This window comes from Halomonas sp., from assembly GCF_029263665.1.
Classification (GTDB): Bacteria; Pseudomonadota; Gammaproteobacteria; order Pseudomonadales; family Halomonadaceae; genus Halomonas.
Window position 1 is genome coordinate 132,747 of the sequence record NZ_JAJUFQ010000005.1, and the last position, 23,750, is coordinate 156,496.

Annotated in this window: 20 protein-coding genes; 16 read left to right on the plus strand and 4 right to left on the minus strand. The window is 57.3% G+C overall.

Going from position 1 to position 23,750, the window contains the following annotated elements:
* The first annotated feature begins 2 nt into the window (after positions 1-2).
* From tolA to Q1K07_RS06965, 5 genes are all read left to right on the plus strand, one after another.
* Entirely contained in the window at positions 3-1,220 is a 1,218-nt protein-coding gene (gene tolA, locus Q1K07_RS06945; RefSeq protein WP_300309380.1) for a cell envelope integrity protein TolA, read from the plus strand.
* Between the two features lie 44 nt (positions 1,221-1,264).
* The gene (gene tolB, locus Q1K07_RS06950; RefSeq protein ID WP_300309381.1) at positions 1,265-2,554 is read left to right on the plus strand and encodes a Tol-Pal system beta propeller repeat protein TolB; all 1,290 of its coding nucleotides are present in this window, start codon (positions 1,265-1,267) and stop codon (positions 2,552-2,554) included.
* A 42-nt stretch (positions 2,555-2,596) separates the two neighbouring features.
* Positions 2,597-3,133, plus strand: a complete 537-nt coding sequence (pal, locus tag Q1K07_RS06955; protein WP_300309538.1) for a peptidoglycan-associated lipoprotein Pal — start codon at positions 2,597-2,599, stop codon at positions 3,131-3,133.
* Between the two features lie 85 nt (positions 3,134-3,218).
* The gene (ybgF, locus tag Q1K07_RS06960) at positions 3,219-3,983 is read left to right on the plus strand and encodes a tol-pal system protein YbgF (protein ID WP_300309382.1); all 765 of its coding nucleotides are present in this window, start codon (positions 3,219-3,221) and stop codon (positions 3,981-3,983) included.
* A 112-nt stretch (positions 3,984-4,095) separates the two neighbouring features.
* On the plus strand, positions 4,096-4,860 hold the full coding sequence (locus Q1K07_RS06965) for a YciK family oxidoreductase (protein WP_300309383.1): 765 nt from the start codon (positions 4,096-4,098) through the stop codon (positions 4,858-4,860).
* A 213-nt stretch (positions 4,861-5,073) separates the two neighbouring features.
* Here Q1K07_RS06965 and Q1K07_RS06970 read toward each other — a convergent pair whose 3' ends face one another.
* Both Q1K07_RS06970 and ubiG read right to left on the minus strand, forming a co-directional pair.
* Positions 5,074-5,727 carry an HAD-IA family hydrolase gene (locus Q1K07_RS06970; RefSeq protein WP_300309539.1) on the minus strand — a complete coding sequence of 218 codons (654 nt, stop codon included), beginning with the start codon at positions 5,725-5,727 and terminating at the stop codon, positions 5,074-5,076.
* 14 nt (positions 5,728-5,741) lie between these two features.
* On the minus strand, positions 5,742-6,467 hold the full coding sequence (gene ubiG, locus Q1K07_RS06975) for a bifunctional 2-polyprenyl-6-hydroxyphenol methylase/3-demethylubiquinol 3-O-methyltransferase UbiG (protein WP_300309384.1): 726 nt from the start codon (positions 6,465-6,467) through the stop codon (positions 5,742-5,744).
* A gap of 151 nt (positions 6,468-6,618) precedes the next feature.
* Here ubiG and galU point away from each other — a divergent pair, with 151 nt between their 5' ends.
* Both galU and Q1K07_RS06985 read left to right on the plus strand, forming a co-directional pair.
* Positions 6,619-7,509 carry a UTP--glucose-1-phosphate uridylyltransferase GalU gene (galU, locus tag Q1K07_RS06980; RefSeq protein WP_300309385.1) on the plus strand — a complete coding sequence of 297 codons (891 nt, stop codon included), beginning with the start codon at positions 6,619-6,621 and terminating at the stop codon, positions 7,507-7,509.
* A gap of 4 nt (positions 7,510-7,513) precedes the next feature.
* A complete protein-coding gene (locus Q1K07_RS06985; RefSeq protein ID WP_300309386.1) occupies positions 7,514-8,803 on the plus strand; it encodes a nucleotide sugar dehydrogenase in 1,290 nt (429 codons plus the stop codon).
* Between the two features lie 137 nt (positions 8,804-8,940).
* Here Q1K07_RS06985 and Q1K07_RS06990 read toward each other — a convergent pair whose 3' ends face one another.
* Positions 8,941-9,519: a Fe-Mn family superoxide dismutase gene (locus Q1K07_RS06990; RefSeq protein WP_300309387.1), complete on the minus strand. Its 579-nt coding sequence runs from the start codon at positions 9,517-9,519 to the stop codon at positions 8,941-8,943.
* Positions 9,520-9,650: 131 nt separating this feature from the next.
* On the opposite strand from Q1K07_RS06990, the gene Q1K07_RS06995 reads away from it, so the two are divergent.
* From Q1K07_RS06995 to Q1K07_RS07005, 3 genes are all read left to right on the plus strand, one after another.
* Complete coding sequence (locus Q1K07_RS06995; protein ID WP_300309388.1) at positions 9,651-10,499, plus strand: hypothetical protein; 849 nt, start codon at positions 9,651-9,653, stop codon at positions 10,497-10,499.
* Between the two features lie 151 nt (positions 10,500-10,650).
* Positions 10,651-12,456, plus strand: coding sequence for an autotransporter assembly complex family protein (locus Q1K07_RS07000; RefSeq protein WP_300309389.1), 1,806 nt, complete (start codon positions 10,651-10,653; stop codon positions 12,454-12,456).
* Positions 12,457-12,508: 52 nt separating this feature from the next.
* The gene (locus Q1K07_RS07005) at positions 12,509-16,594 is read left to right on the plus strand and encodes a translocation/assembly module TamB domain-containing protein (protein ID WP_300309390.1); all 4,086 of its coding nucleotides are present in this window, start codon (positions 12,509-12,511) and stop codon (positions 16,592-16,594) included.
* A 122-nt stretch (positions 16,595-16,716) separates the two neighbouring features.
* Here Q1K07_RS07005 and Q1K07_RS07010 read toward each other — a convergent pair whose 3' ends face one another.
* Positions 16,717-17,664, minus strand: a complete 948-nt coding sequence (locus tag Q1K07_RS07010; RefSeq protein WP_300309391.1) for a LysR family transcriptional regulator — start codon at positions 17,662-17,664, stop codon at positions 16,717-16,719.
* 262 nt (positions 17,665-17,926) lie between these two features.
* Between Q1K07_RS07010 and rhmD the strand changes: the two genes are divergently transcribed.
* The 6 genes from rhmD (at position 17,927) to aldA (ending at position 23,594) form a co-directional block, all read left to right on the plus strand.
* Positions 17,927-19,111 carry an L-rhamnonate dehydratase gene (gene rhmD / locus Q1K07_RS07015; protein ID WP_300309392.1) on the plus strand — a complete coding sequence of 395 codons (1,185 nt, stop codon included), beginning with the start codon at positions 17,927-17,929 and terminating at the stop codon, positions 19,109-19,111.
* A gap of 80 nt (positions 19,112-19,191) precedes the next feature.
* Positions 19,192-19,521 carry an L-rhamnose mutarotase gene (rhaM, locus tag Q1K07_RS07020; RefSeq protein ID WP_300309393.1) on the plus strand — a complete coding sequence of 110 codons (330 nt, stop codon included), beginning with the start codon at positions 19,192-19,194 and terminating at the stop codon, positions 19,519-19,521.
* Positions 19,518-20,417, plus strand: coding sequence for an amidohydrolase family protein (locus Q1K07_RS07025; protein WP_300309394.1), 900 nt, complete (start codon positions 19,518-19,520; stop codon positions 20,415-20,417). The genes rhaM and Q1K07_RS07025 overlap by 4 nt, the downstream gene beginning before the upstream one ends.
* A gap of 38 nt (positions 20,418-20,455) precedes the next feature.
* Complete coding sequence (locus Q1K07_RS07030) at positions 20,456-21,226, plus strand: glucose 1-dehydrogenase (RefSeq protein ID WP_300309395.1); 771 nt, start codon at positions 20,456-20,458, stop codon at positions 21,224-21,226.
* Positions 21,227-21,295: 69 nt separating this feature from the next.
* Complete coding sequence (locus Q1K07_RS07035; RefSeq protein ID WP_300309396.1) at positions 21,296-22,099, plus strand: HpcH/HpaI aldolase/citrate lyase family protein; 804 nt, start codon at positions 21,296-21,298, stop codon at positions 22,097-22,099.
* Positions 22,100-22,157: 58 nt separating this feature from the next.
* Positions 22,158-23,594: an aldehyde dehydrogenase gene (gene aldA, locus Q1K07_RS07040; RefSeq protein ID WP_300309397.1), complete on the plus strand. Its 1,437-nt coding sequence runs from the start codon at positions 22,158-22,160 to the stop codon at positions 23,592-23,594.
* Positions 23,595-23,750 lie beyond the last annotated feature (156 nt).

Below are 23,750 nucleotides of genomic sequence, written 5' to 3' on the forward strand. Positions count from 1 at the left end.
CCATGGCGAAGCAAATGCCAAAGCCACGACGCCGCCTGCGAGAGGGGCGTGTGGGATATGGCCTGCCAACGATGCTGGCGGTAGGGCTGCACCTGGGAATTCTGATTCTCAGTGTCGTCAAGTGGCCGTTTTCCGAACCGGAAGCGCCAAATAATGCCATTGTGCAGGCTACCCTGATCAGTACTGCCACGACGACGGATCAGGCCCAGCAGGCTGCTGAAGCGCGTACACGTGCTGCCCAGCGAGCTGCCGAGGAAGAATCGACAGCTGAGGAGGCCGCCGCTCAGGAACAAGAGGCGCAGGCCGAACAGCAGGCACAGCAAGAAGCGGCCCAGGCCGAAGCAGAGCGTCTGGCTCAAGAACAGGCAGCGGAACAGCAGGCTCGCGAAGAAGCTGAGCAGCAGGCCCAGCAGCAAGCCGAGGCAGAGCGTCAACAGGCGGCTGAACAAGCCCAGGCCGAAGCGGAGCGTCGTGCTGCCGAGGCAGAAGCTGCGGCCAAGCAACGCGCAGCGGAAGAAGCACGCCGTCAGGAGGCTCAAGCCGAAGCTGAACGCCAGGCCCAGGAAGAGGCTGAGCGTAAGGCCAAAGAAGAAGCCGAACGCCAAGCTCAGGAAGAGGCTGAGCGCAAGGCCAAAGAGGAAGCTGAACAGAAGGCCCGTAAAGAAGCCGAGCGCAAGGCCAAAGAAGAAGCTGAACAGAAGGCCCGTGAAGAAGCTGAACGCCAGGCCCAGGAAGAGGCTGAGCGTAAGGCCAAAGAGGAAGCTGAACAGAAGGCCCGCGAAGAAGCCGAGCGCAAGGCTCAGGAAGAGGCTGAGCGTAAAGCTAAAGAGGAAGCAGATAGACGCTCGCGAGAGGAGGCGGAAGCCGCACTGCAACGGCTGATCCAGGGTGATACGGATGCCGTATCCAATGCCGAACAGGGCGAAGAAGCGGCCAACGGTTTTATTCAGATAGTGCGCAATGCCGTTCAGCAAAACTGGAATATTCCGCCGAACAGTGAAGGCTTGTCTGCAAGAATCAGTGTTCGCCTAGGCCCCTCTGGAGAGCTGCTCGTACCTCCGAGCGTGGCAGAATCCAGTGGCAATGCGGGCTTTGATAATACGGCCATTCAGGCGGTTCAGGCTGCAGCGCCGTTCTCTGAACTGCTTGAGTTACCTGGAAATGTTCGGAACGACTACCGTCAATTCAATCTGCGCTTCGACCCAGGAGGTGTGCACTGATGAGAACCTTGATAAACATTTGGACCAATAAAGGGCGGACAAGGATGCCAGCCGCAAGGTTCATGGCGACCTGTCTTGGCCTGGTGGCGCTGCTGGTGATGCCCATGGCACAGGCGGAGCTGACCATCGATATTACACGTGGCAACGAACGTGCCACGCCGATTGCCGTGGTTCCCTTTGCCGGCGAAGGACTACCGACAGATGTTGCCCAGGTGGTGTCCGACGATCTCGGTCGCAGTGGTTATTTCGACCCCTTGCCACGTTCCTCCATGTTTGCCAAGCCGACGTCGTCCGAAGAAGTGAAGTTTGGTGAATGGCGTTCGCTGGATACCCGCTACCTGGTGGTCGGCAGCGCGACACAGCAGGGTGGGCAGGTATCCATCCGCTACGAGCTGATGGATGTCAATGGCGAGTCTCGCCTGCTTGGGGAGACCGTGACTTCCAGCACCAATGATCTGCGTCGTGCTGGCCACTACATTGCCGACCAGATCTTCGAGGAAATCACCGGTATCCGTGGTGCTTTCTCTACGCGTCTGGCCTATGTCACTTCCCAGGGGGTAGGCGACAACACGCAATATTCCCTGTATGTGGCGGATTCCGATGGCCACAACAGTCAGCAGGTGCTGACCTCCGACGAGCCGATCATGTCTCCGGCCTGGTCCCCCGATGCCGGCAAGCTGGCCTATGTATCCTTCGAAAGCAAGCGTCCGGCCATCTACGTGCAGAACCTGGCTTCTGGACAAAGGGCCAAGCTGACAGACTTCGAAGGCCTCAACAGCGCACCAGTGTGGTCGCCGGATGGCCGTCGCCTGGCCATGGCGCTATCGCGTGACGGCAATCCCGAGATCTACGTGATGGACATCGCTTCTCGTGGTCTTCAGCGCGTGACCAACAGCAGCAGCATCGAGACAGAACCGGACTGGTCACCGGATGGACAGAGCCTGATCTTCACTTCCGACCGCTCCGGTGGCCCGCAGATCTACCGTCAAAGCGTATCGGGTGGCTCAGCCGAACGCTTGACTCGCACGGGTAACTACAACGCGCGTGGCCGTCTGTCACCGGACGGCAAATCGCTATTCCTGATCCACCGTGGCAATAACGGCTTCCAGGTTGCCAAGCAGGACCTGCAAAGTGGTCGCCTGGTGGAAATCAGCAATGCACAGCAGGCGGAATCACCTAGTGTCGCACCCAATGGCACCATGGTAATCTTCGCCACCCAGCAAGGCGGTACTGGGGTGCTGGGAGCTGTCACCGCGGACGGACGGGCACAATTCCGTCTCCCCTCGGCCCAAGGTGATGTACGTGAACCCGCGTGGTCACCGTTTCTGAATTGATTCGATTTATCACCTTAGATGGATCATGCAAGGAGTCTTATGATGTTTTTCAAGCCCTATATGCGTTCGCTGGCAGTTGCTGCTTCTCTCGCCGTGCTTGCGGGTTGTTCCAGCACCGGCGGCACTCAGGATGGCAGCATGGATGGCACCGGCGCTGCTGGTGGCGTGGGCACAGGTACCGCTGGCAGCGGGCAGGTGAGTGGTACTGGCATGGGAGGCAATGGCGCGGGTCAGATGGCGTCTACTGGCATTCCTGACGTCCGTACCATCTACTTCGACTACGACAGCGACACGATTCGTTCCGAGTTCGAATCCGTGGTCAATGCCCACGCGTCCTACCTGGCCGGGAACCCCAACGCCCGAGTGATACTCCAAGGTCATACCGACGAGCGCGGTACCCGTGAGTACAACCTGGCCCTGGGTGAGCGTCGTGCCGGAGCGGTTCAACGTTACCTGAGCCTGCGTGGCGTATCACCTTCCCAGGTGGAAGTGGTCAGCTACGGTGAAGAGCGTCCTGCGGTACGTGGCAGCAATGAGGATTCCTTTGCTCAGAATCGCCGCGTGGTCTTCGCCTATTGATAACGCTATCGAACGATAGCTGAAACGAAGGAAGCGCTGGCCAGAATCATGCCGGCGTTTCCTGCGATTCCGATTGGAGTCATCTATGAAACACAGCCTGAAAGGACTGTGCGGCGCGGGAGCCCTGGTGCTCCCGTTGTCTGTCATGGTCCCTGCGGTACTTTCTCCGGCCCTGGCCCAGCAGTCCAGTGGCTTCTATGGACAGACAACCACCCAGTCTCAGGCCGGCGGCAGCCTTCAATTGTTCAATGATGTCGAGCAGCAAAAGCAGGAAATTCGCGAGCTGCGTGGACAGATTGACGAGTTGCGCTACCAGCTTGAGCAGCTCCAGAAGCAGACCCGTGCGCAATACATGGATCTCGACAGCCGTCTGAGTAGCGGTGAGCAGCAGGGTGAGGCCAGCAGCGCCACCAGTGGCAACGGAGAGAAATCCGGCAGCAGCAACCAAGGCAGCAGTAACACATCGTCTGCCAGTGGTGATGCGAAGAATGCCTATCAGTCCGCCTTTGCCAAGGTCCAGTCGCGCAACTTCGACCAGGCCATCACGGAGTTCAATGACTTCGTCAAGAAATACCCTGATACCTCATTGACCGCCAATGCCTGGTACTGGCTGGGTGAGCTGTATTCTGCCAAGTCCTCCTTTGGCGACTCGGAGAAGGCATTTTCCACTGTGCTGGAGCAGTTTCCGGACAGCAGCAAGGTGCCTGATGCCATGTACAAACTTGGTCTGCTGAAGACACGGCAGGGAGATGCAGATGGCGGCAAGGCCTTGCTCCAGGCCGTGAGCAAGGATTATCCCGACAGCAATGCTGCATCCCTGGCCAGTGATTACCTGCGCCAGTCCGGCTGATTCATCGGACAAGGTGTGGTGACCTGCCATTTTTGCAGCATACTGAAGAAGCACTGAGTACTTCAGCGCTTCCCTGAAAAAGCCCGAGGCTTTCAGCACAAGGAGATCACCCATGAGTCAATGCATGATCGACTATCAGGCTCCGGATGATTTACTGAAGGGGCGCGTCATCCTGGTGACCGGCGCAGGAGATGGCATCGGGCGAACGGCTGCCATTCACTATGCTCGACATGGGGCGACGGTGATTCTGCTCGGCCGCACCATTTCCAAGCTGGAAAAGGTCTATGACGAGATAGAAGCTGCCGGGGGACCCCAGCCTGCGATATTTCCATTGAATTTCGAAGGGGCCACGCTGAAGGACTATCACGACATGGCCGAAGCCTTGAACAAAGAGTTCGGCCACCTCGACGGGATTCTGCATAACGCCAGCCTGCTGGGAACGATTACACCTTTCGAGCAATATGCTCCGGAGCTCTGGGATCAGGTCATGCAGGTCAATATCAATGGCCCGGTATGGATGACCCAGGCCCTGTTACCTTTGCTCGCGCGTTCCGAAGATGCTTCATTGATCTTCACGTCCTCCAGCGTAGGCCGAAAGGGTAGGGCTTACTGGGGGGCCTATTCCGTATCGAAGTTCGCTACAGAAGGCTTCATGGAAGTGCTTGCTGAAGAGGTGGAGCACCTGGGCAGTATTCGGGTCAACACGCTCAACCCTGGAGCAACACGCACCGGCATGCGCGCATCCGCCTATCCGGCAGAAGATCCCATGACCTTGCGTACTCCGGAAGACATCATGCCGACCTACCTGTGGCTGATGGGGCCTGACAGCAAAGGACATAACGGCAAGAAGTTCGATGCCCAGCCTCCTCGGACATGAGCCGTGCAAATGCTGTCCGACCCGGTCTTGGCAGCTTGAGCATTCTTGAACGTGACGGCGCTTCAGCAGGGTTGCCTTTGTGAAGACAGCCTTTGTGAATGACCACCTTGTGGATTGTTGGTCTGGCGAGTCGCTAACCTGGCAAGTCACAGAGTAAAAGAAGCCACCTGAGGATCTCGGGTGGCTTCTGTGTTGCTGGGCTGCGATCTTGGATTACAGTGCTTGAGCCAGAGACTCTGCAGTATCGAACCAGTCGTCGGCGGGCCATTGCCGATAGTCATCATCATCGGCGATATAGCCATACCCTACGGCGATGGCCTTCATGCCAGCAGCCCGAGCAGCTTCCATGTCACGCAAGTGGTCACCTATGTACCAGCATTCATAAGCCTCTACACCCAATCGGCGGGCAGCTTCCAGCAAAGGCTCCGGATGAGGCTTGCGCACTGGCAGGTCGTCTGCGCAGAGCAAGGCGCCGGGGCGAAGCCCCAGGCTTTCAATCAAGGGGGCGGCATAGGCCCGTGGCTTGTTGGTGACAATTCCCCAGGGACGTCTGGCCGTCTCCCAGCGCTCCAGCAGCTCATCCAGAGGAGGAAAGACCCTGCTGTGCACGGCCAGTCCTTCGCCATAACGATCGAGCAGAAACTGCCGGGCCTGACCATGATCAGGATGCTGCAGATCCAGACCCAGTGCTAGCTTGACCAGAGCACTGCCTCCGTTGGACACCTGTGACCGAATCAGCGGATAGGGCAGATCGGCCAGGCCATGATGATGACGCAGTGCATTGGTCGCCCTGGCCAGATCGGGCGCTGTATCCACCAGAGTACCATCCAGATCGAACAGCAGCGCCTGGGGACCTGTTCCATTCATCGGATTTCCGTGACTCATTGCACCTCCTTGCGGCAATGCATCAGATAGTTGACGGAAACATCCGTGGGCGACAGCTTGAAACGTCGCGTCAGGGGATGATAGACCAGGCCGCTCTGTTCATTGACCTTGAGGCCTGCTTCCCGGCACCAGCGGGCCAGCTCAGACGGGCGAATGAAACGAGCATAGTCATGGGTACCCTTGGGAACCATGCGCAAGGCATATTCCGCCGCAAGGATCATCAGAGCGTAGGCTTTAGGGTTACGATTGATGGTGGACAGCACCACATGCCCACCGGGTTTTACCAAGCGAGCGCAGGCCCGTATCACCGATTCGGGATCGGGCACATGCTCGAGCATTTCCAGACAAGTGACCAGGTCGAAGCTTTCCGGTGCTTCCTCGGCCAGTTGTTCAACGCTGATCAAGCGGTAATCGAGCTCGACACCTTGCTCGTCCGCATGACGCCGCCCCGCCTCCAGAGCGGCTTCGGACAGGTCAATGCCGGTCACCAAGGCGCCACGACGGGCCATGGATTCGGAAAGGATGCCGCCACCGCAACCCACATCCAGCACCTGGTGCCCTGCAAGACCAGCACGGTTGTCGATGAAGTCCAGGCGAAGAGGATTGATGTCGTGCAATGGCTTAAATTCGCCTTGGGTATCCCACCAGCGGTCGGCAATGGCCGAGAACTTACTGATCTCGTTGTGGTCAACGTTGCCGGTAGGCGTGTTCGATACGGTCATCTGTGTCTCCAAGGCGTTCCGAACCAACTGTCAGGTCGGCTCGAGTTCGGTATCATGAGGTATTTTACGCATTCCTCTGGGTGGATTCCCATGATCAAATGCACATGGATGGATATGCGACCGCCAGAACAAGCAACTTAAGGAAGTGACTATGATTCGCAAGGCCGTTCTCCCCGTCGCCGGATTTGGTACCCGCTGCCTGCCAGCCTCCAAGGCGATTCCCAAGGAAATGATCACGATTGTTGATCGGCCCGTGATTCAGTACGTGGTGCAAGAAGCCGTCGCAGCAGGGATTCGCGACATCGTTCTGGTCACGCATGGAACCAAGAGCGCCATCGAGAACCATTTCGACAAGCACTTCGAACTTGAAGCCGGCCTCGAGGCCAAGGGCAAGACAGAACTGCTCGAGGAACTCCGTGCTATCGTCCCTGAGGACGTGAATATCATCAGTGTGCGCCAACCTGAGCCCCTGGGTCTCGGCCACGCAGTCTTGTGTGCCCGCCCGGTGGTAGGAGATAACGAAGCCTTTGCTGTACTACTCCCCGATGTATTGGTCGATGATGAAGGCCTAGCACGCAATGACCTGGCCGGCATGATCGAAGCATTCGACAACACCGGTCGTGCTCAATTGATGGTCGAGGAAGTTCCGCGCGAGCTGGTCTACAAGTACGGCATCGTCGCGCCCAAAGGCGATGCCCCTGCACCTGGTGAATCCTGTGAGCTTAGCGGTCTGGTCGAGAAACCGAACGTCGAGGACGCCCCCTCCAACCTGTCTGTCATCGGTCGCTATCTGCTGCCTGGCCGCATCTTCCCGCTGCTGGCACAGACAAAGCCGGGCGCAGGCAATGAGATTCAATTGACGGACGCCATTGCCCAGCTTCGCGATGAACAGGGCGTCGATGCCTACCGCATGCAAGGCAAGACTTTCGACTGTGGTCACCAACTCGGCTATCTCGAGGCAATCCTCGCTTATGGCCGCCGTCATGCAAAATATGGCAAGGATTTCAGTGAGCTGCTCCAACGCTATGCCGTAGAGGACTGATGCCATGCGCGTGGTGATACATGGAAGTGAGCTGTCTGCCGCGACCGCCGCGGCAGCCTTGGCCTGGGTCGGCCACCACGTCATCTGGCGGCCGCTCGGCAGTCGTTGGCAGGAGTTGCGACATAGTGGCTGGCTTCAAGGTGAGCCCATGGTTGGCCAGCGTCTCGATGAGGCGCTAGCCAGTGGTCATCTGAAGATTGATGAAAATGGTCCCTTGCCCAAAGCATCCGTGGATGTCCTGTGGTTGGCGTTGTCCCCCCGTCAGCGCGACGAAGCACCGTCGCTGGTGGAGTCGGAGGCTGAATGCCTGTCCGAGGGTGCCATCCTGATCAACAATGCCACCTTCCCTGTCGGCGATACCGAGCGTCTGGAAGCACTGTTGGCCGACCGCGGTGTAGCGGCTGTGGCCTTGCCCGATATTCTCGAAGAAGGACGTGCCTGGGAAACCTTCACTCGGGCACGCCGCTGGCTGCTCGGCTGTGATGATCAGCGTGCTGAACATCAGGTTCGCGAACTGATGCGGGCCTTCAATCGTCGCCATGAAGTCTTTCAGCGGATGCCAAAGCGTGCTGCCGAACTGACCAAGCTGGCCATCAATGGCATGCTGGCGACGCGAATCAGTTACATGAACGAGATGGCGGGACTGGCTGATACCCTTGGGGTCGATGTGGAATATGTACGCCAGGGCATGGGAGCGGACCCCCGCATCGGATATGAGTATCTGTATCCCGGTTGCGGTTTTGGTGGCCCCAACTTCAGCCGCGACCTGGTCGGGCTTGCCGATGTGCAATCTGCCAGTGGCCGCCATTCCGAGCTGCTGGATCAGGTGCTGGAAATCAACGAACGCAAGAAAGAGACCTTGTTCCGCAAGCTCTGGGCCTATCATCATGGGCGCCTTGAAGGATTGAAGGTGGCTATCTGGGGCGCGGCCTTCAAACCTGGCACCGCTCGGATCGATCAGGCACCGGTTCTGCCTTTGCTGCGTGCACTATGGGCTCAGGGAGTGCATGTATACCTGCATGACCCCGTTGCTCTGCCAGCCGTCCGCGAGGTGGTGGGTGATCATCCGCTACTGACACTCTGTCATGGTGAGCCGATCGATGCCTGTCAGCAGGTCGACGCCCTGATGCTGGTGACCGAATGGAAAGCGTATTGGAACCCGGATTGGGAAGCCTTGAAGTCCGGAGTCAGCGGACGGCTGATCCTGGATGGTCGTAATATCTATGATCCTGATTATGTCGCCTCCCAAGGGTTCGTTTATCGCGGCATTGGTCGACGCGCCGAGCCACAATAAGCGATCGGGTACGAGAAAAGGCACGACTCCATGAGAGGCGTGCCTTTTCTTGCGTCAGGTCGAGTGACTTCCGTCAGACAACGTTTCTGTCACAAACAGTTTCTACAAGGAATGGTTTCTGCGAGAAATCGTGCCTGTCAGGAGAAGTTCTGAGCCACAAAGTCCCAGTTCAGAATGTTCCAGATGTTTTCCAGATACTTGGCTCGGGCATTGCGATAGTCGATGTAATAGGCATGTTCCCACACATCGACCGTCATCAGTGGCGTGAAGCCTTCGGCAACAGGAGTTTCAGCATTGCCGGTATTGAGAATCGACAGTTCCCCATCCGGCGTCTTGATCAACCAGGTCCAGCCAGCGCCGAAATTAGCCAGGGCCTTGCTGTTGAAAGCTTCTCGAAATGCACTGAACGAGCCGAACTGCTCATCGATGGCCTGGCGAAGCTCACCCTGAGGTTCACCACCTCCCTGTGGGGAGAGACAGTGCCAGTAGAAGGTATGATTCCAGACCTGCGCTGCCTGGTTGAATAGCGGGCCAGAGGAAGAACAAATGATATCTTCCAGCGAGCGATCGGCGTATTCGGTGCCAGCAATCAACTCATTGAGTTTATCGATGTACGCCTTGTGGTGCTTTCCATAATGATACTCCAGCGTCTCTGCGGATATATACGGCTCCAGCGCATGCATGTCATAGGGGAGAGCAGGAAGCTCGAAAGTCATGGTCTTGTCCTCATCGTCAATACGCCAACGGCCGTGCGATTTCATGTCAAAAAAACATACACTATCAGGCAACTGATGGCATGGCCGATGCATCACTAAGCGATGCATTATCAAACAGCAAGGAGATCAACATGGCGCAGCACCCCATTGTGCCGGACCCAGGGGAAAGTCATTCAACCGTGCGCTATCGACGCTCACCCAGGCCGAAGCTATGGCCCTTGTGGAGCGTCGTGTTGCTATTGATCCTGGCGGCCGGCACTGGAGGTTGGTATACCTGGCAGACACAGCAGAAAATGTCGCAGGAAATCACCCGACTGACCAAGGACTTGTCCAATATGCATGCACGTTTCGATTCGGAACGTGATCAAGGCGATATTCTTGAGTTATTCCAGCAGCAGTTGGACGAGCTGGCGATTCAGGAAAAGGCATTGCAGTCCTCCCTGGACCGTCTTTCCGGCCAATGGCAAGACGACATCGCTGAAAAGTCTCGTGCCCTGGAAGAACGACTGAATCAGTTCGAGGGCAACAGCGGGAGCCATGCCAAGCGTTTCGAGTCTCTGGCCCGGCGCCTCGAGACTCAGGAACAGACACTGGAAGCCACAGGACGTTCCTTGAGCGCAGTAGAACGTGCCGGTGACGAGGGACGAGGGGCCCTTGAGGCACGCTTGGCACGCCTCGATGACAGCTGGGAAAACCAGGACAAACGCGTCGCGACCTTGAGCGAGCGTGTGGATAGTGGCATGAGCGGCCTCGAACAGAAGCTCAATGAAGCCTTGGACTCATTGAGCACTCGACTGGACAATATCGAGCGGCAGCAGCAGGAGCTTGTCGCAGACATTGAAGCGGTAAGCCAATCAGGAGAAGATGACCGCTCAACGCAAGAGAGCCTTTCAGCGCGCCTTGCTGAACTTGAATTGGACATGACAGAACTGCGTCAGACGCAATTGTCGCTCTCAGCGCAGCTCGAAGCCCTGCGCTAAAGCGGACATCACGTTGTTCCGGAAAATTGTCAGCTCCGGAAAACAAGCCGCTCTGGGAAATCATCAGTTCCGGGGAAATTATCAGGACATGGAAAATCACAGTCCCTTTCGATCAGTCGCGCTTTCCTGGGGCTCTGCCTTGGCGATACTCGTGCTTCCAGCTCCAGTGTGGGCTCTTGACGCCACCATCAAAGGTGTCAACGATGAGATGGCGGAAAACGTCAAGATCTATCTCGATAGTCTCGATGGCAGTCAGTACAACATCAATCGCTTGCGTGCTGAAGTCGCTCGCCTGACTCAGAAAGCAATACGGGTATACGGCTACTACGAACCACAGCTCGACATTCGCTTCGATGATGAAGAGAAACCGGAAGAGGTTTTCCTGACCATCGACAAGGGCGAACCGGTCAAGCTCGAAGTGATTGACTTCACCCTGCAGGGGGATGCTGCTGAAGATAAGCCATTCAAGCAGGCCATTGCCGATTATCCTCAGAAAAAGGGCGATGTCCTTCTCCATCAACCCTATGACAGCCTCAAAGGCAAACTGCAGGGCTTGACCATCGAACGTGGTTATTTCGACTGGCGCTTTACCGATCAGCGCATGGAAGTCCGGCCTTGGGCACACAGTGCCAGGCTGTATCTAGGCGTCGACAGTGGTCCCCGTTACCGCTTTGGCGATGTGTCCATCTCCGGCAACCACATTGTCGAGGAACGCCTGCGCAATCTGATTCCGTTCGAAACAGGCGACCCTTATCTCTCCAGTCAAGTGGCTGAGTTCACCAATGAGTTGGGCCAGACCGAGTGGTTCGGCTCGATCAGCGTACGCCCACGCCTGGATATCCAGAAAGGTGTCCTGGCTCTGCCTGAACAGAAAGGCTGGTATTACGCCGTCGACGATGCGGACATACCAACCCCTGTGCGAGGGCCTCGGATTTCAACTGATGCCTTGATATCGGCAGCGGCACTGTATCCGCCGAAAAACCCCAGCATGCCCATTGATGTCTCGCTGACGCCGGCCGACCGCCACCAGTTCGAGACCGGTATCGGATACGCCACCGATGTAGGGCCGCGTCTGCAGTTCTCCTGGGATCAACCATGGGTCAACCGTTACGGTCATAGCTGGGACAACAAGCTGTATCTATCCGGTCCCGACCAGCAGTTCAGTGGCAACTACAACATTCCCCTGGATGATCCGCTGCGGGACAGCTATCGCCTGCAATACGGTCTGCGTAATCAAGACATCGAGGACACCCAGAGTTTCGAAAGTACCGTGGATTTTGGCCGTCGCTGGGTATTCGACAACGGTTGGGAGCAGACCGTATACCTGCGCGCCACCTATGAAGACTTTACCCAAGGTAATGAATCCAACGAAGTGCTGTTGCTCTATCCTGGCGTGAACTGGACTCGGACGCGCACGCGCAACCCTCAGTTCCCTTCCTGGGGTGACAGCCAGAATCTGACGCTGCAATATTCGAGTGAATCCTGGGGCTCTGATGCGGAGTTCTTCCGCGCGACAGGGGATACCGCCTGGATCCGTTCACTGGGTGACGACTACCGTTTCATTGGACGGCTTGGCGCCGGCACCATCGAGACCGATGATTTCGCCCAGATTCCACCGTCACTGCGTTTCTTCACTGGTGGTGATACCACGGTGCGCGGCTATAGCTATGAGTCGCTGTCCCCCGAGGATTCCGACGGCAAGCTCACAGGTGGCCAGCAATTGTTCACTGCCAGCATCGAAGCCCAGCGCCGTATCACGGGGAAGTGGTGGGGAGCCGCCTTCTATGATGCCGGCGATGCCTTCAATGACTGGTGGCCAGATGAGCTCAAGAAGGCAGCCGGCCTGGGGGTACGTTGGATTTCTCCTGTGGGGCCGATCCGCCTGGACGTCGCACATCCCTTTGATGATCCTGACGACAGCTTCCGCATTCACTTCGCCATCGGACCGGAATTCTGATGCTGACGGAATGCTCACAAGACTTTCCTTTTTTGCCTGACGAGAGCCCCAAATGAGAACAGGACGACTACTTTGGGCCCTGACCCGGTTGGCAATTTTCTTGCCTTTGACGCTGGCCGGGCTGGTACTGCTGCTGGTGGGCCTTGTGCTCAGTCCCTGGGGCACCAAGCTGGCCCTGGAACAAGCGGCCCGAATGGATTTGCTGTCATACGAAAGCGTTGAAGGCGCTCCTCTGGATACTTTCGACTTGAAGGGCTTTCGCCTGAAACAGGGCAGCTTGAGAGTAGCAGTTGACGACCTCCACTTGTCCTGGGCAGAAGATTGCCTGCTGAAAGGGCGCCTGTGTCTTGATCAGTTGTATGTCGATGGGGCGCAAGTGCGTATCGGCAAAGGCCAGGCTGATGAGGAAACCGAGCCAGCTCCTGAGCAGCCTGCGGGGGACATGCCCCAGGTACAACTACCATTCCCTGTCGAACTGCGTGATATCAAGGTGAACGATGTTGCTGTGCACCTGGCTGATGGCACGCGGCTGGCCTGGAAGAGTTTCACTACTGGCGTAGAGGCAGAAGGCAGTACCGTGAATGTGCAGCCTACCCGCCTGGCAGGGCTGCGCCTGACGCTGCCGTTGACACCGGGTGCCATGCTGGCCCTCAGCGCTGCAGAGCAGGAGGATGACATCCTGACGGCCGAGGCTATCGATGCGGCCATTGCAGTGCGCTCGCCACTGCCCAGCCAGGTGGCTGCCCAGGCTCAGGGTGTCGCTACGCTTCCCCTCGACAAGCGACCACGCATCGAACTGCCGGAGATTACTCTGCCGGTGGCCGTGGAAGTTCCTGAGCTACTGGTCGAGGACGTCGCCATCGATGGTGCGATGGACTATGGCGTGAAGCGCTTGGACCTGAATCTCCACGCCAGTGGCCAGACCGTTACCATTGAGCCACTCTCGGTGAACACGGTGGACGCAGATGCCAACCTGCAGGCCGAAGTAACCTTGAGTGACAATTATCCACTGATGGCGCGGTTGGATGCAGACTTGTACCTGCCCGAGCGTTTCCCTGCGCTGGATGGCGAAAGGGTAAAGTTGGCCTTGGATGGCAGCCTGGCAGAGCTCAAGGTAGACCTGGACCTGACCGGACCGGTCGAAGCCCAACTCGATGCACAATTGGATGCCCTGGATCCCACATTACCATTTGAATCGACCTTCAAGAGCCCGAAATTGCAGTGGCCACTGCCAGGCATGGAGCTTGACGAGCAAGGTGCCGACAACGGAAAACAACAAGACGCCGACAGCGAAGAACAGCAGGGTGTCGGTGGTGAAGGGCAACAGCCAGAGGAAGGGCAGGAAAAGACAGCTGAAGAGCTCAAGCCTTGGGTAGCCACGGATATTACCCTGTCTGCCAAAGGCTCGTTGCTGGATTACCAGACACAACTGGAACTGGATGCTGAAGGCCCGAGCCTGCCGACAACGCATCTCAACCTGAATGGCCAGGGTGACCTCAAGCATTATCGCTGGAAACCGCTGGAAGTGACCATGGACGCGGGCCACCTGAAAACAGAAGGCGGCGTCAACTGGGCTGAAGGCCTGGAGGTGGAGGCCAGCCTGGACTTCAACGGCATCAATCCTGAACCCTTTGTCGAAGGGCTCAAGGGTGATCTCGATGGCCAGGCACAGCTCACCTTCAACCAGACGGATGAAGGCTGGCGGGTCACTGTCCCAGGGCTGAACATCAAGGGCGAGTTGGATGAACGCCCGCTGACACTCAATGCCAAGGTGTCCGGTAACAGCAACATGCGCTGGAACATCGAATCCCTGGATTTCCGTCAGGGCAATAATCGCATCACTGCTCAGGGTCTGGTCAGCCAGTCAGCCATAGATATTGCTGCCAAGCTGGACTTGCCAGACATGGCCAGTCTCTACCCGGGACTCGCTGGCCGTCTGCAGGGCGACATTACGGCCAATGGTAGCCTCAAGGCTCCAGAGCTGGATGTGACCTTGGCCGGTGACGGCGTGGCCTTCCAGGACAACCGTATCGCCAGGCTGTCTCTGGACGGGCAGGTGGCCGGTATTGATGATCCCCGGCTGGATATCGTGCTCAATGCGCAGGATGTCGAGGCAGGAGGCCAGAGTTTTGCCGATATTGATCTGAGCTTGAAGGGACTGTTATCCCAACATCGCCTTGAGCTCAACGTCGATGGCAATGAAGATGGACCATTGAACCGACTTGCCCTGGTTCTCGATGGCGCCATGAACAAGGCTCGAGATCGCTATCGTGGTACCTTGTCTCCATTGGAAGTGGATCTTCCCCAAGGCAATATTGCCCTGGACGATGCACTGTCCTTTGATGCCAACCTGACACAATCCTCCGTGCGTACGGAACCCTTTTGTCTGCGCCGACAGCAGGGTGGTGCCGTGTGCTTAAACGAAGGTGTGGAAGCCTCGCCGGATAGTGGTCGAGTGGTTGTCGAGGTCGACGAGACACCTATGGACCTGATCAATGGTGCCTTGCCGGAAGGTTGGCGCATCGATGGTAAAACCGAGGCCAAGGTGGTTGCGAGCTGGTCGGCGGGCGGTAGCCGCTGGCAGGCTCAGGCGGATCTCGACAGCCAGGTCGAGATTGCTGGTCGCGATGCCTACGGTCAGGAATGGAGCGTACCTGCGACCACTCTGACGCTTGATCTGGATGCCAGTCAGTCGCGTATCACCAGCGCTCTCGAGCTTGGCCTGGCGGATAGCGGCTCTCTCAAACTGGATCTTGCCATCCAGGATCCCATGGGGACAGGTGCCCTGGATGGACGTCTGGCCATCAACGAAGTGCGCCTGGCGCCTTATCGACCGTTGGCGACAGGGATTGATGAGTTGGAAGGCAGCCTTGACGGGCAGATTTCCATCTCCGGCAATCGTGCCAACCCCGAACTCAACGGTAACCTCAATCTCTCCGGTCTACGTGTCCACGGTGCAGATATCCCGCTGGTGGTCACTGATGGGGATGTCTCCATCGCGCTCAATAATGACAATGCCAGAATTTCGGGTTATGTAGATGCTGAGGAAGGACGCCTGAATATTGATGGCACCGCTTCCTGGCCTGGAGGTAGCTGGGAGGCGCAGGTGGCATTGAATGCCGAGCAGGACCCTCTTCTGCTGTCCATGCCAGCCTATGGCCGCTTGAAGGTTGCCCCCAACCTGACCATTCGTGCCAATCCGGAGCGTCTGCAGGTGCGTGGCGATGTCCGCGTACCCTGGGCGCGCCTGGAAGTCGGCAAGGTACCGCCTTCAGCGGTGACGCCCAGCAGTGATGAAATCATCATCACCAAGGAGATGGATGAGGCCGCCAAGGCAGCAGAGGAAGAGGCCCGGCGAGCAAGAGCATCCGGCGAGCCTACCGCGCAATCCATGGCCAAGGCAGGTATGGCGATTGATATTCGTATCAGCCTGTTGCTTGGACCTGACATGCTCCTCGAAGCCTATGGGCTGGAAACGGAGTTGCAAGGCAAACTTGATGTGCGCCAGGTCAATGGACCGCTGCAGCTGTTTGGTGACGTCAACTTGGTTGACGGTCAATTCAAGGCCTACGGTCAGGACCTGCAGATTCGTGAAGGCAAGATCATCTTCAGTGGCCCTCCAAGCCAACCGCTGCTTGACTTCGAGGCAATCCGCAACCCAGCCAATACGGAAGATGGCGTGATTGCGGGTTTAAGGGTGACGGGCCTGGCCTCAACCCCGAAACTGGAAATCTTCTCCGAACCTTCCATGGAAGAGTCCCGCGCGCTGTCCTATGTGCTTCGAGGCCGCGCCCCCGAAGATGGCGGTGCAGGTGGAGCCCTGACTACTGCGTTGATCGGCATGACACTAGGCAAGACAGGAGGGGCGGTAGGCGCTGTGGGTGAGACCTTCGGCATAGAGGATCTCAGTCTTGATACTGCCGGCAGTGGGGAAGACAGCCAGGTGGTGGTCAGTGGCAAGGTGACCGACCGTCTGGAGGTCGGTTATGGCGTAGGCGTGTTCTCGCCGATTGCCGAGCTGACACTGACCTACCAACTGTGGCGCAACCTGTATCTGCGAGCTATCTCCGGCGCAGCACAGGCAGTAGACCTGATCTACACCTTCAGCATACCGGGGCATCCCCCCAAGCTGGAGTGAGTCATTGACTCACTGACAGGCCCGGCCAGGCTTCCTGGCCGGGCTTTTTTTATCTGCAGTGCTGTTTATCTGCAGTGCTGTTTATCTGACAGTGCTTGAAAGCCCCATGCTGAACACAGCCATCAGGTGATCTGTCGTTGGCTGGATTGCTGCTGCCTGAGCAGTTGGCAAAATGCTCGTGCAGGCTCACTGAGCTGAGAGTCCTTGCGTGTCAGAAGGCCAAATGGCGCCAGGGCACGGCCAAGTTTCAGGGGAAGGGAAACAATACCGCCGATGGAGAGATGTTCTCGCAATACACTGCGTGACATCACCATCAAGCAATCGCTCTTCTGCACCAGCTGCAAGGCGGCGAAGATCGAACCACACTCGATCACATCCCGAGGAGACACTAGCCCGGAGTCTTCCAGCTCCTTCTCCAGTGCCTGGCGTGCAGGTGTGCTTACCGGCTGCAACAGCCAGGGCCAGTTGTCGAGCAAGTCAGCCAGTGCAGGAAGGTCGTCGGCCTCCAATAGAGGGTGGTCCTTGCGCACCACGGTCAACAGTGTCTCGTTACCCAGTGGCTCAAAGTCAAACTGATTGTGCTGCAACGCACTGGCATAGCGTGCAATAGCCAAGTCGATCTTGCTCTGCTCGAGCTGTTCGGCCAGTTGATCGCTGGTTTCACCCATCACGCGGATCTGCAGCAAAGGGCGGTCTCGTTTGAGACGGATCACCGCATCAGCGACCAGATCGGGAGCGGCCCCCATGATGGTGCCTACAGTGAGCTGTCCGCGACCGCCAAGACGATGGCGATGAACTTCTTCCGAGAAACGATCAAGGCGAGCCAAGGCGTTGTCGGCAAAGTCGACGACCATCTCTCCCAATGTGGTCGGGATCATGCCCCGGGAAGTGCGTTCAAATAACTGGCAATCGAAGGCCCGCTCAATTTCTCCGAGCATGCGTGTTGCTGCAGGTTGAGACATATGCAGACCGATGGCGGTCTGGTGCAGGTTTCGGTGCCGCCCGAGAGTCGACAGCATCAACAAATGTTTGTAGCGCAGGCGCCGCAACAGGTTGTGATAGGTCTCCATGCACTCTTGTCCGTCTATTGATAACTAAATTTTATGGCAGCGTGCTCAGGCTCCTTTCCTAGACATTGGTATAACGCCTGCCACTCAGGGAAATAGTCTTCTATCACGCATGTTAGGGAGATACGCGCCTTTCATCCAAGCGATAACAAAAAGGTATCAAGGATGCCGGCATTATCATTGGTTCTCCAGGCGCCATGTCGGCTACAACCTCTACAGCCTTTTCACGATTTCAACGGTCATTAAGTACAAGCGGGAGAACGCCATGAGCGAGGTTCGCATCAAGGAAGTCCGTGCCTATACCGTACGCGGTGGTGGTGCTGATTATCACGATCAAGGAGAAGGGCACTGGATCGATGGCCAGATCTCGACACCCATGAGCAAGTATCCCGAGTATCGTATGAACCGGAGCAGTTTTGGTCTCAATGTACTCGGTACGTTGGTGGTGGAAGTGGAAGCCAACGACGGCAATGTGGGTTTTGCGGTGACAACGGCGGGTGAAATTGGCGCCTTCATCGTCGAGAAGCACCTGGCCCGCTTCATTGAAGGACGTAAGGTCACCGAGATCGAAAAGATCTGGGACCAGATGTTCAATGCCACTCTGTTCTATGGGCGCAAGGGAGTGGTGATCAATACCATATCGGGTGTCGACCTGGCGCTATGGGACTTGCTCGGCAAGGTTCGGGGAGAGCCCGTGCACGAGCTGCTGGGAGGAGCCGTGCGCGATGAACTGCAGTTCTACGCCACCGGAGCAAGGCCGGACCTGGCCAAGGACATGGGCTTCATTGGCGGCAAGATGCCGCTGGTGCACGGCCCGGCAGAAGGAGACGAGGGGCTTGCTCGCAATCTCGCGCAGTTGGCAGATATGCGTACAAAGGTTGGGAACGACTTCTGGCTGATGTATGACTGCTGGATGAGCCTGGATATCAATTATGCGACCCGGCTTGCCCAGGGCGCTCAGGAATTTGGCCTCAAGTGGATCGAAGAAGCGCTGCCACCGGATGACTATTGGGGATATGCCGAGCTCAAGCGCAATGTACCCAAGGGCATGCTGGTCAATACCGGGGAGCACGAAGCGACACGTTGGGGCTTCCGACTGCTGATGGAAATGGATTGCTGCGATGTTATCCAGCCCGATGTGGGTTGGTGCGGCGGTGTCACCGAGCTGATCAAGATCTCGGCGCTCGCCGATGCCCATAACAAGCTCGTCGTTCCACACGGCTCATCGGTGTACAGCTATCACTTTGTCGTCACCCGGCACAACAGCCCATTTGCCGAATTCCTGATGATGGCCCCCAAGGCCGATGAAGTGGTTCCCATGTTCCATCCTTTGCTGCTGGACGAACCCGTACCGGAGCAGGGGCGCATGAAGGTTTCTGCACTCGACAGGCCCGGCTTCGGTGTTCGCCTCAACCCCGAATGCGCTCTACATCGCCCATATATTCATTGATTCTCCTGCGGGTAGAAGCAGGCCTGGTTGGATAGTGGATGGGTGGATAGTGGATTTGTCATCAGGGAAAGGACTACACCATGCTGATTCGTGCTTTTCGCATGGCCCTGCAGCCAGGGCAAGAAGCGGAGTACCAGCGTCGACATGACCAGATATGGCCTGAGCTCAGTGGGGCATTGAGAGACGCGGGCATTCTCGACTACCGAATCTTTCTCGATCGGAAAAGTCACGCTTTGTTTGCCGTCATGCAACTACGTGATGATCATCAGGTTGACAGGTTAGCCGAACGGGAAGTGATGCAGCGTTGGTGGGATTACATGGCGGATATCATGGCCACCCATGACGATCATTCGCCGATCACCGTGCCTCTCGAGGAAGTGTTCACCTTCATGCCTGTGGAGTCGTCATGAGCAGCCCCTTTCAAGTCATCGACCCCCACGTGCATTACTGGTCGTTGAAGGAGAACAACCAGCCCTGGTTGGCTGATCCCCAGCCCAACCTGCTGGGTGACTATTCCCCCATGGCGCATGACCACCTGCCTGAGAATCTGGAACAGGCAAGTGACGGAATCGAAGTTCTTGCCACCGTTCATGTTGAGGCTGACGCCACTGACCCCATCGCCGAAACACGCTGGCTGAGCGACCTGATGGAGAAAGAGGAAAGACTGGCTCCCAGTGCTTTGGTCGTGGGCGTCGACCTTTCCCAGGATGATGCCGAAGCCGTACTTGACGAGCACATGTCATTAAGCACCCACGTGCGAGGCGTACGCCAGATCCTCAATGTGCACGCAAATCCGTTGTTTGACTATGTCGGACGGCATTACATGCGCGAGAGGCTTTGGAAAGGCCATTTCGCACTGCTGGCTGACAGGAACCTGTCCTTTGACCTGCAGATTTACCCCAGCCAGATGGCAGAAGCCGCGACACTGGCTCGTCAGCATGCAGACACCCAATTCGTGCTGAATCACGCAGGCATGTACGTGGATCGCATGACATTGGCCGGTTGGCAGGAATGGCGTGATGGCCTCCACCTGCTGGGACATTGTCCCAATGTCAGCATCAAGCTCAGCGGTTTTGGCATGCTGGATCATCATTGGACCCCGGGGTCGATACGCCCCCTGATCTGGGAAGCGATCGATGTCTTTGGGGTGGAACGGGCCTTGTTCGCATCCAACTTTCCGGTGGATGGACTTTACGCCAGCTATACCCAGCTTTGGCAGGCATATGCAGACATTGTCTCGGGTGTCTCGGAGCATGAATTCGCTCGGCTTTTCCGCGATAACGCCCGCAGCCTTTATCGCTTGTAGACATCACATCAGATTCCACGGAATACAGGAGAAATGACATGTTGCTGGATGACAAGAGTGTCGTGATCACGGGAGCTTCGCGCGGCATCGGCCGTGCTGCAGCCCTGGAATGTGCACGTCAGGGAGCCAATGTCGTCATTGGATACAGCGGCAGTGCGTCAAGTAAATCTCAGGTGGACGAATTGATCCGGGACATCGAACAGCTAGGGCGCTCAGCCGTGGCCGTTGGTGCACCTGCAGAAGATGCAGAAACCGGGGACAAGCTGGTGGCAGCAGCAGTGGAGCACTTCGGAGGCGTGGACGTCTTCGTCAACAACGCGGGCATCTGTCCTTTCCATAGTTTTCTCGATATGCCCCGTGAAACCTACCTGAAGACCGTGGATACCAACTTGAATGGTGCCTACTTTGCCGTTCAGGCAGCCGCTCGGCAGATGCAGCGGCAGGGAAGAGGCGGCGCCATCATTGCGGTGAGCTCCATCAGTGCCTTGGTTGGTGGCGGCATGCAGACCCATTACACGCCAACCAAGGCCGGATTGCTCTCGCTCATGCAATCATGCGCCGTTGCACTGGGGCCTTACGGAATCCGCTGCAATGCCGTACTGCCGGGAACCATCGAAACCGACATCAACAAGGATGATCTCAGCGACAGCGAAAAGCGTCGCTACATGGAACAGCGCACTCCGCTGGGGCGTCTGGGAAACCCCGAGGATCTCGCGGGGCCCATCGTATTCCTCGCGTCTGACATGGCCCGTTATGTCACGGGAGCTTCGCTGCTTGTCGACGGTGGCATGTACGTCAACCTTCAGTAACTCGTGCTTTCATTCATCGGGTTGCCTTTCCAGGACCTTCTGCAAGGCAAAATAGAGGATTCATGCGTCATGAAACTTCCCATCAACACCTTTCGCGCCGGACTTGTCGAGCAGCGAATGCAATATGGCATGTGGGTCGGCTTCGCCAGTGGCTATGCCGCAGAAATCGAAGCCGGCCTGGGTTATGACTGGTTGCTGATCGATGGCGAGCATGCGCCTAACAACGTCGCCACCATTCTGGCCCAGTTGCAGGCCCTGGCTCCTTACCCCAGCGCTCCCGTGGTGCGCTGTGTCAATCATGATCCTGCGCTGATCAAGCAATTGCTGGATATTGGCGCCCAGACTCTGATGGTGCCCATGGTCGAAACTGCTGAACAGGCAGAAGCTCTGGTGTCGGCCATGCGCTATCCGCCTCACGGCCGACGTGGTGTTGGCGGCGGGCTGGTTCGGGCAACACGCTGGGATGACATCAACGACTACCTTGCCATGGCTCATCAAGAGCTCTGTTTGATCGTTCAAGTGGAATCGGCAGCGGGTGTCGAGAATGCCGCCGCCATTGCTGCGGTAGAAGGAGTCGATGCGGTCTTTATCGGCCCTGCCGACCTGTCATCGGCGCTGGGTCATCCCGGCAATCCCGGACATCCGGATGTTCAGCAAGCCATCGCTGGGACCATTGCCAGCGTCAAGGCTGCGGGCAAGCAGGTGGGTATCCTGGCGCCTCAGGAAGATGACGCGCACCGCTACATCGACCTTGGCTGCACCTTCGTCGCCGTTGCCATCGACATCAGCCTGTTGCGCCAGGCCGCCCGAGAGGCCCTGGCACGTTTCTCGAATGGCGCATTACCCCCCGAAACTCCCTCGGCACTGTATTGAATCGAGCCGACAGGCCCCACGCCATCCAACACACAATGACAATGAAAGGAGTCACGCCATGAGTTCTCCGACCAGGTACCAGAACTACATCAACGCAGCCTTCGTCGACACTGACGAACATCTCGAAGTCCGTAACCCTGCCAATGGCGACCTGCTGTCCCTGGTGCCTGAATCCCGTGCCAGTGACGTTGAAGCCGCCATTGATGCTGCACATGACGCGAAGAAAGCCTGGGCAGCACTGCCGGCCATCGAGCGTGCCGGCTATTTACGCAAGATTGCGGCCCGTATTCGCCAGGATGTGTCTGGGCTGGCCAGGATGATCAGTGCTGAGCAAGGCAAGGTGATGGGGCTTGCGGAAGTCGAGGTCAACTTCACCGCGGACTATCTGGACTACATGGCGGAGTGGGCGCGCCGCATCGAAGGTGAGGTGATAGAAAGCGATCGCCCCAATGAAACCATCATGATGCTGCGCAAGCCATTGGGGGTTATTGCGGGCATCCTGCCATGGAATTTTCCGTTCTTCCTCATTGCCCGAAAGATGGCTCCTGCCCTGGTCACTGGCAATACCATTGTCATCAAGCCCAGTGAAGAGACTCCCAACAACTGTTTTGCCTTTGCCCGCATCGTGCATGAAGTCGGCTTGCCGAGAGGCGTCTTCAATGTGGTCAGTGGGGCAGGCCGGGGCGCTGGAGAAGCACTGACAGGCAGTTCTCGTGTCGACATGATCAGCTTCACCGGTAGCGTAGCGACAGGGTCGCGCATCATGGCCCAGGCGGCTCCCAACCTGACCAAACTGAACCTGGAGCTTGGGGGCAAGGCGCCCGCCATTGTGCTTGATGATGCGGACCTTGATCTGGCCGTCAACGCCATACGTGCCTCCCGAGTCATCAACACCGGGCAGGTGTGCAACTGCGCGGAAAGAGTGTACGTGCAGCGTTCCATCGCAGGAGACTTTATCGACCGCATAGCCCGCGCCATGGCCGCCACGACGTTTGGTGATCCTCTGGCGGAGCCTGATGTCGAGATGGGCCCATTGATCAACCAGGCAGGACTCGACAAGGTGGAACAGATGGTAAAAACCGCAGTGGGAGAGGGGGCAGAGCTAATCACCGGAGGAGGGGTGGCTGAACTGGGCAAGGGCTTTCACTACCAGCCCACCGTCCTGTCCGGCTGCCGTGCTGACATGGACATCATGCGCAGGGAAATCTTTGGACCGGTACTACCGATTCAAGTGATCGATGACCTTGACGAAGCCATTGCACTGGCCAACGACTCGGAATATGGCCTGACATCATCGATCTATACCCGTAGCCTGGCCAGTACCATGCGCGCCTGCCGGGAAATCGATTACGGCGAAACCTACATCAATCGCGAAAATTTCGAGGCCATGCAAGGCTTCCATGCAGGAGTGCGGAAGTCCGGCATCGGCGGTGCCGATGGCAAGCACGGCCTGTACGAATATACCCACACTCAGGTCGTGTATCTGGAAGCCTGAGTTCAATTCAGACGACCTCCACCAGTCAGCAGTTCTTCCGTCCCGATATCCTCCTGACACACAAGTGAAGTGGCAGGCAAGAGAGGTGCAGCCCAAGGCTGTGCCCGGGAGAACTATTGTCCCTATTTTCCTGCATGGACATGTTCTTGAATGGAC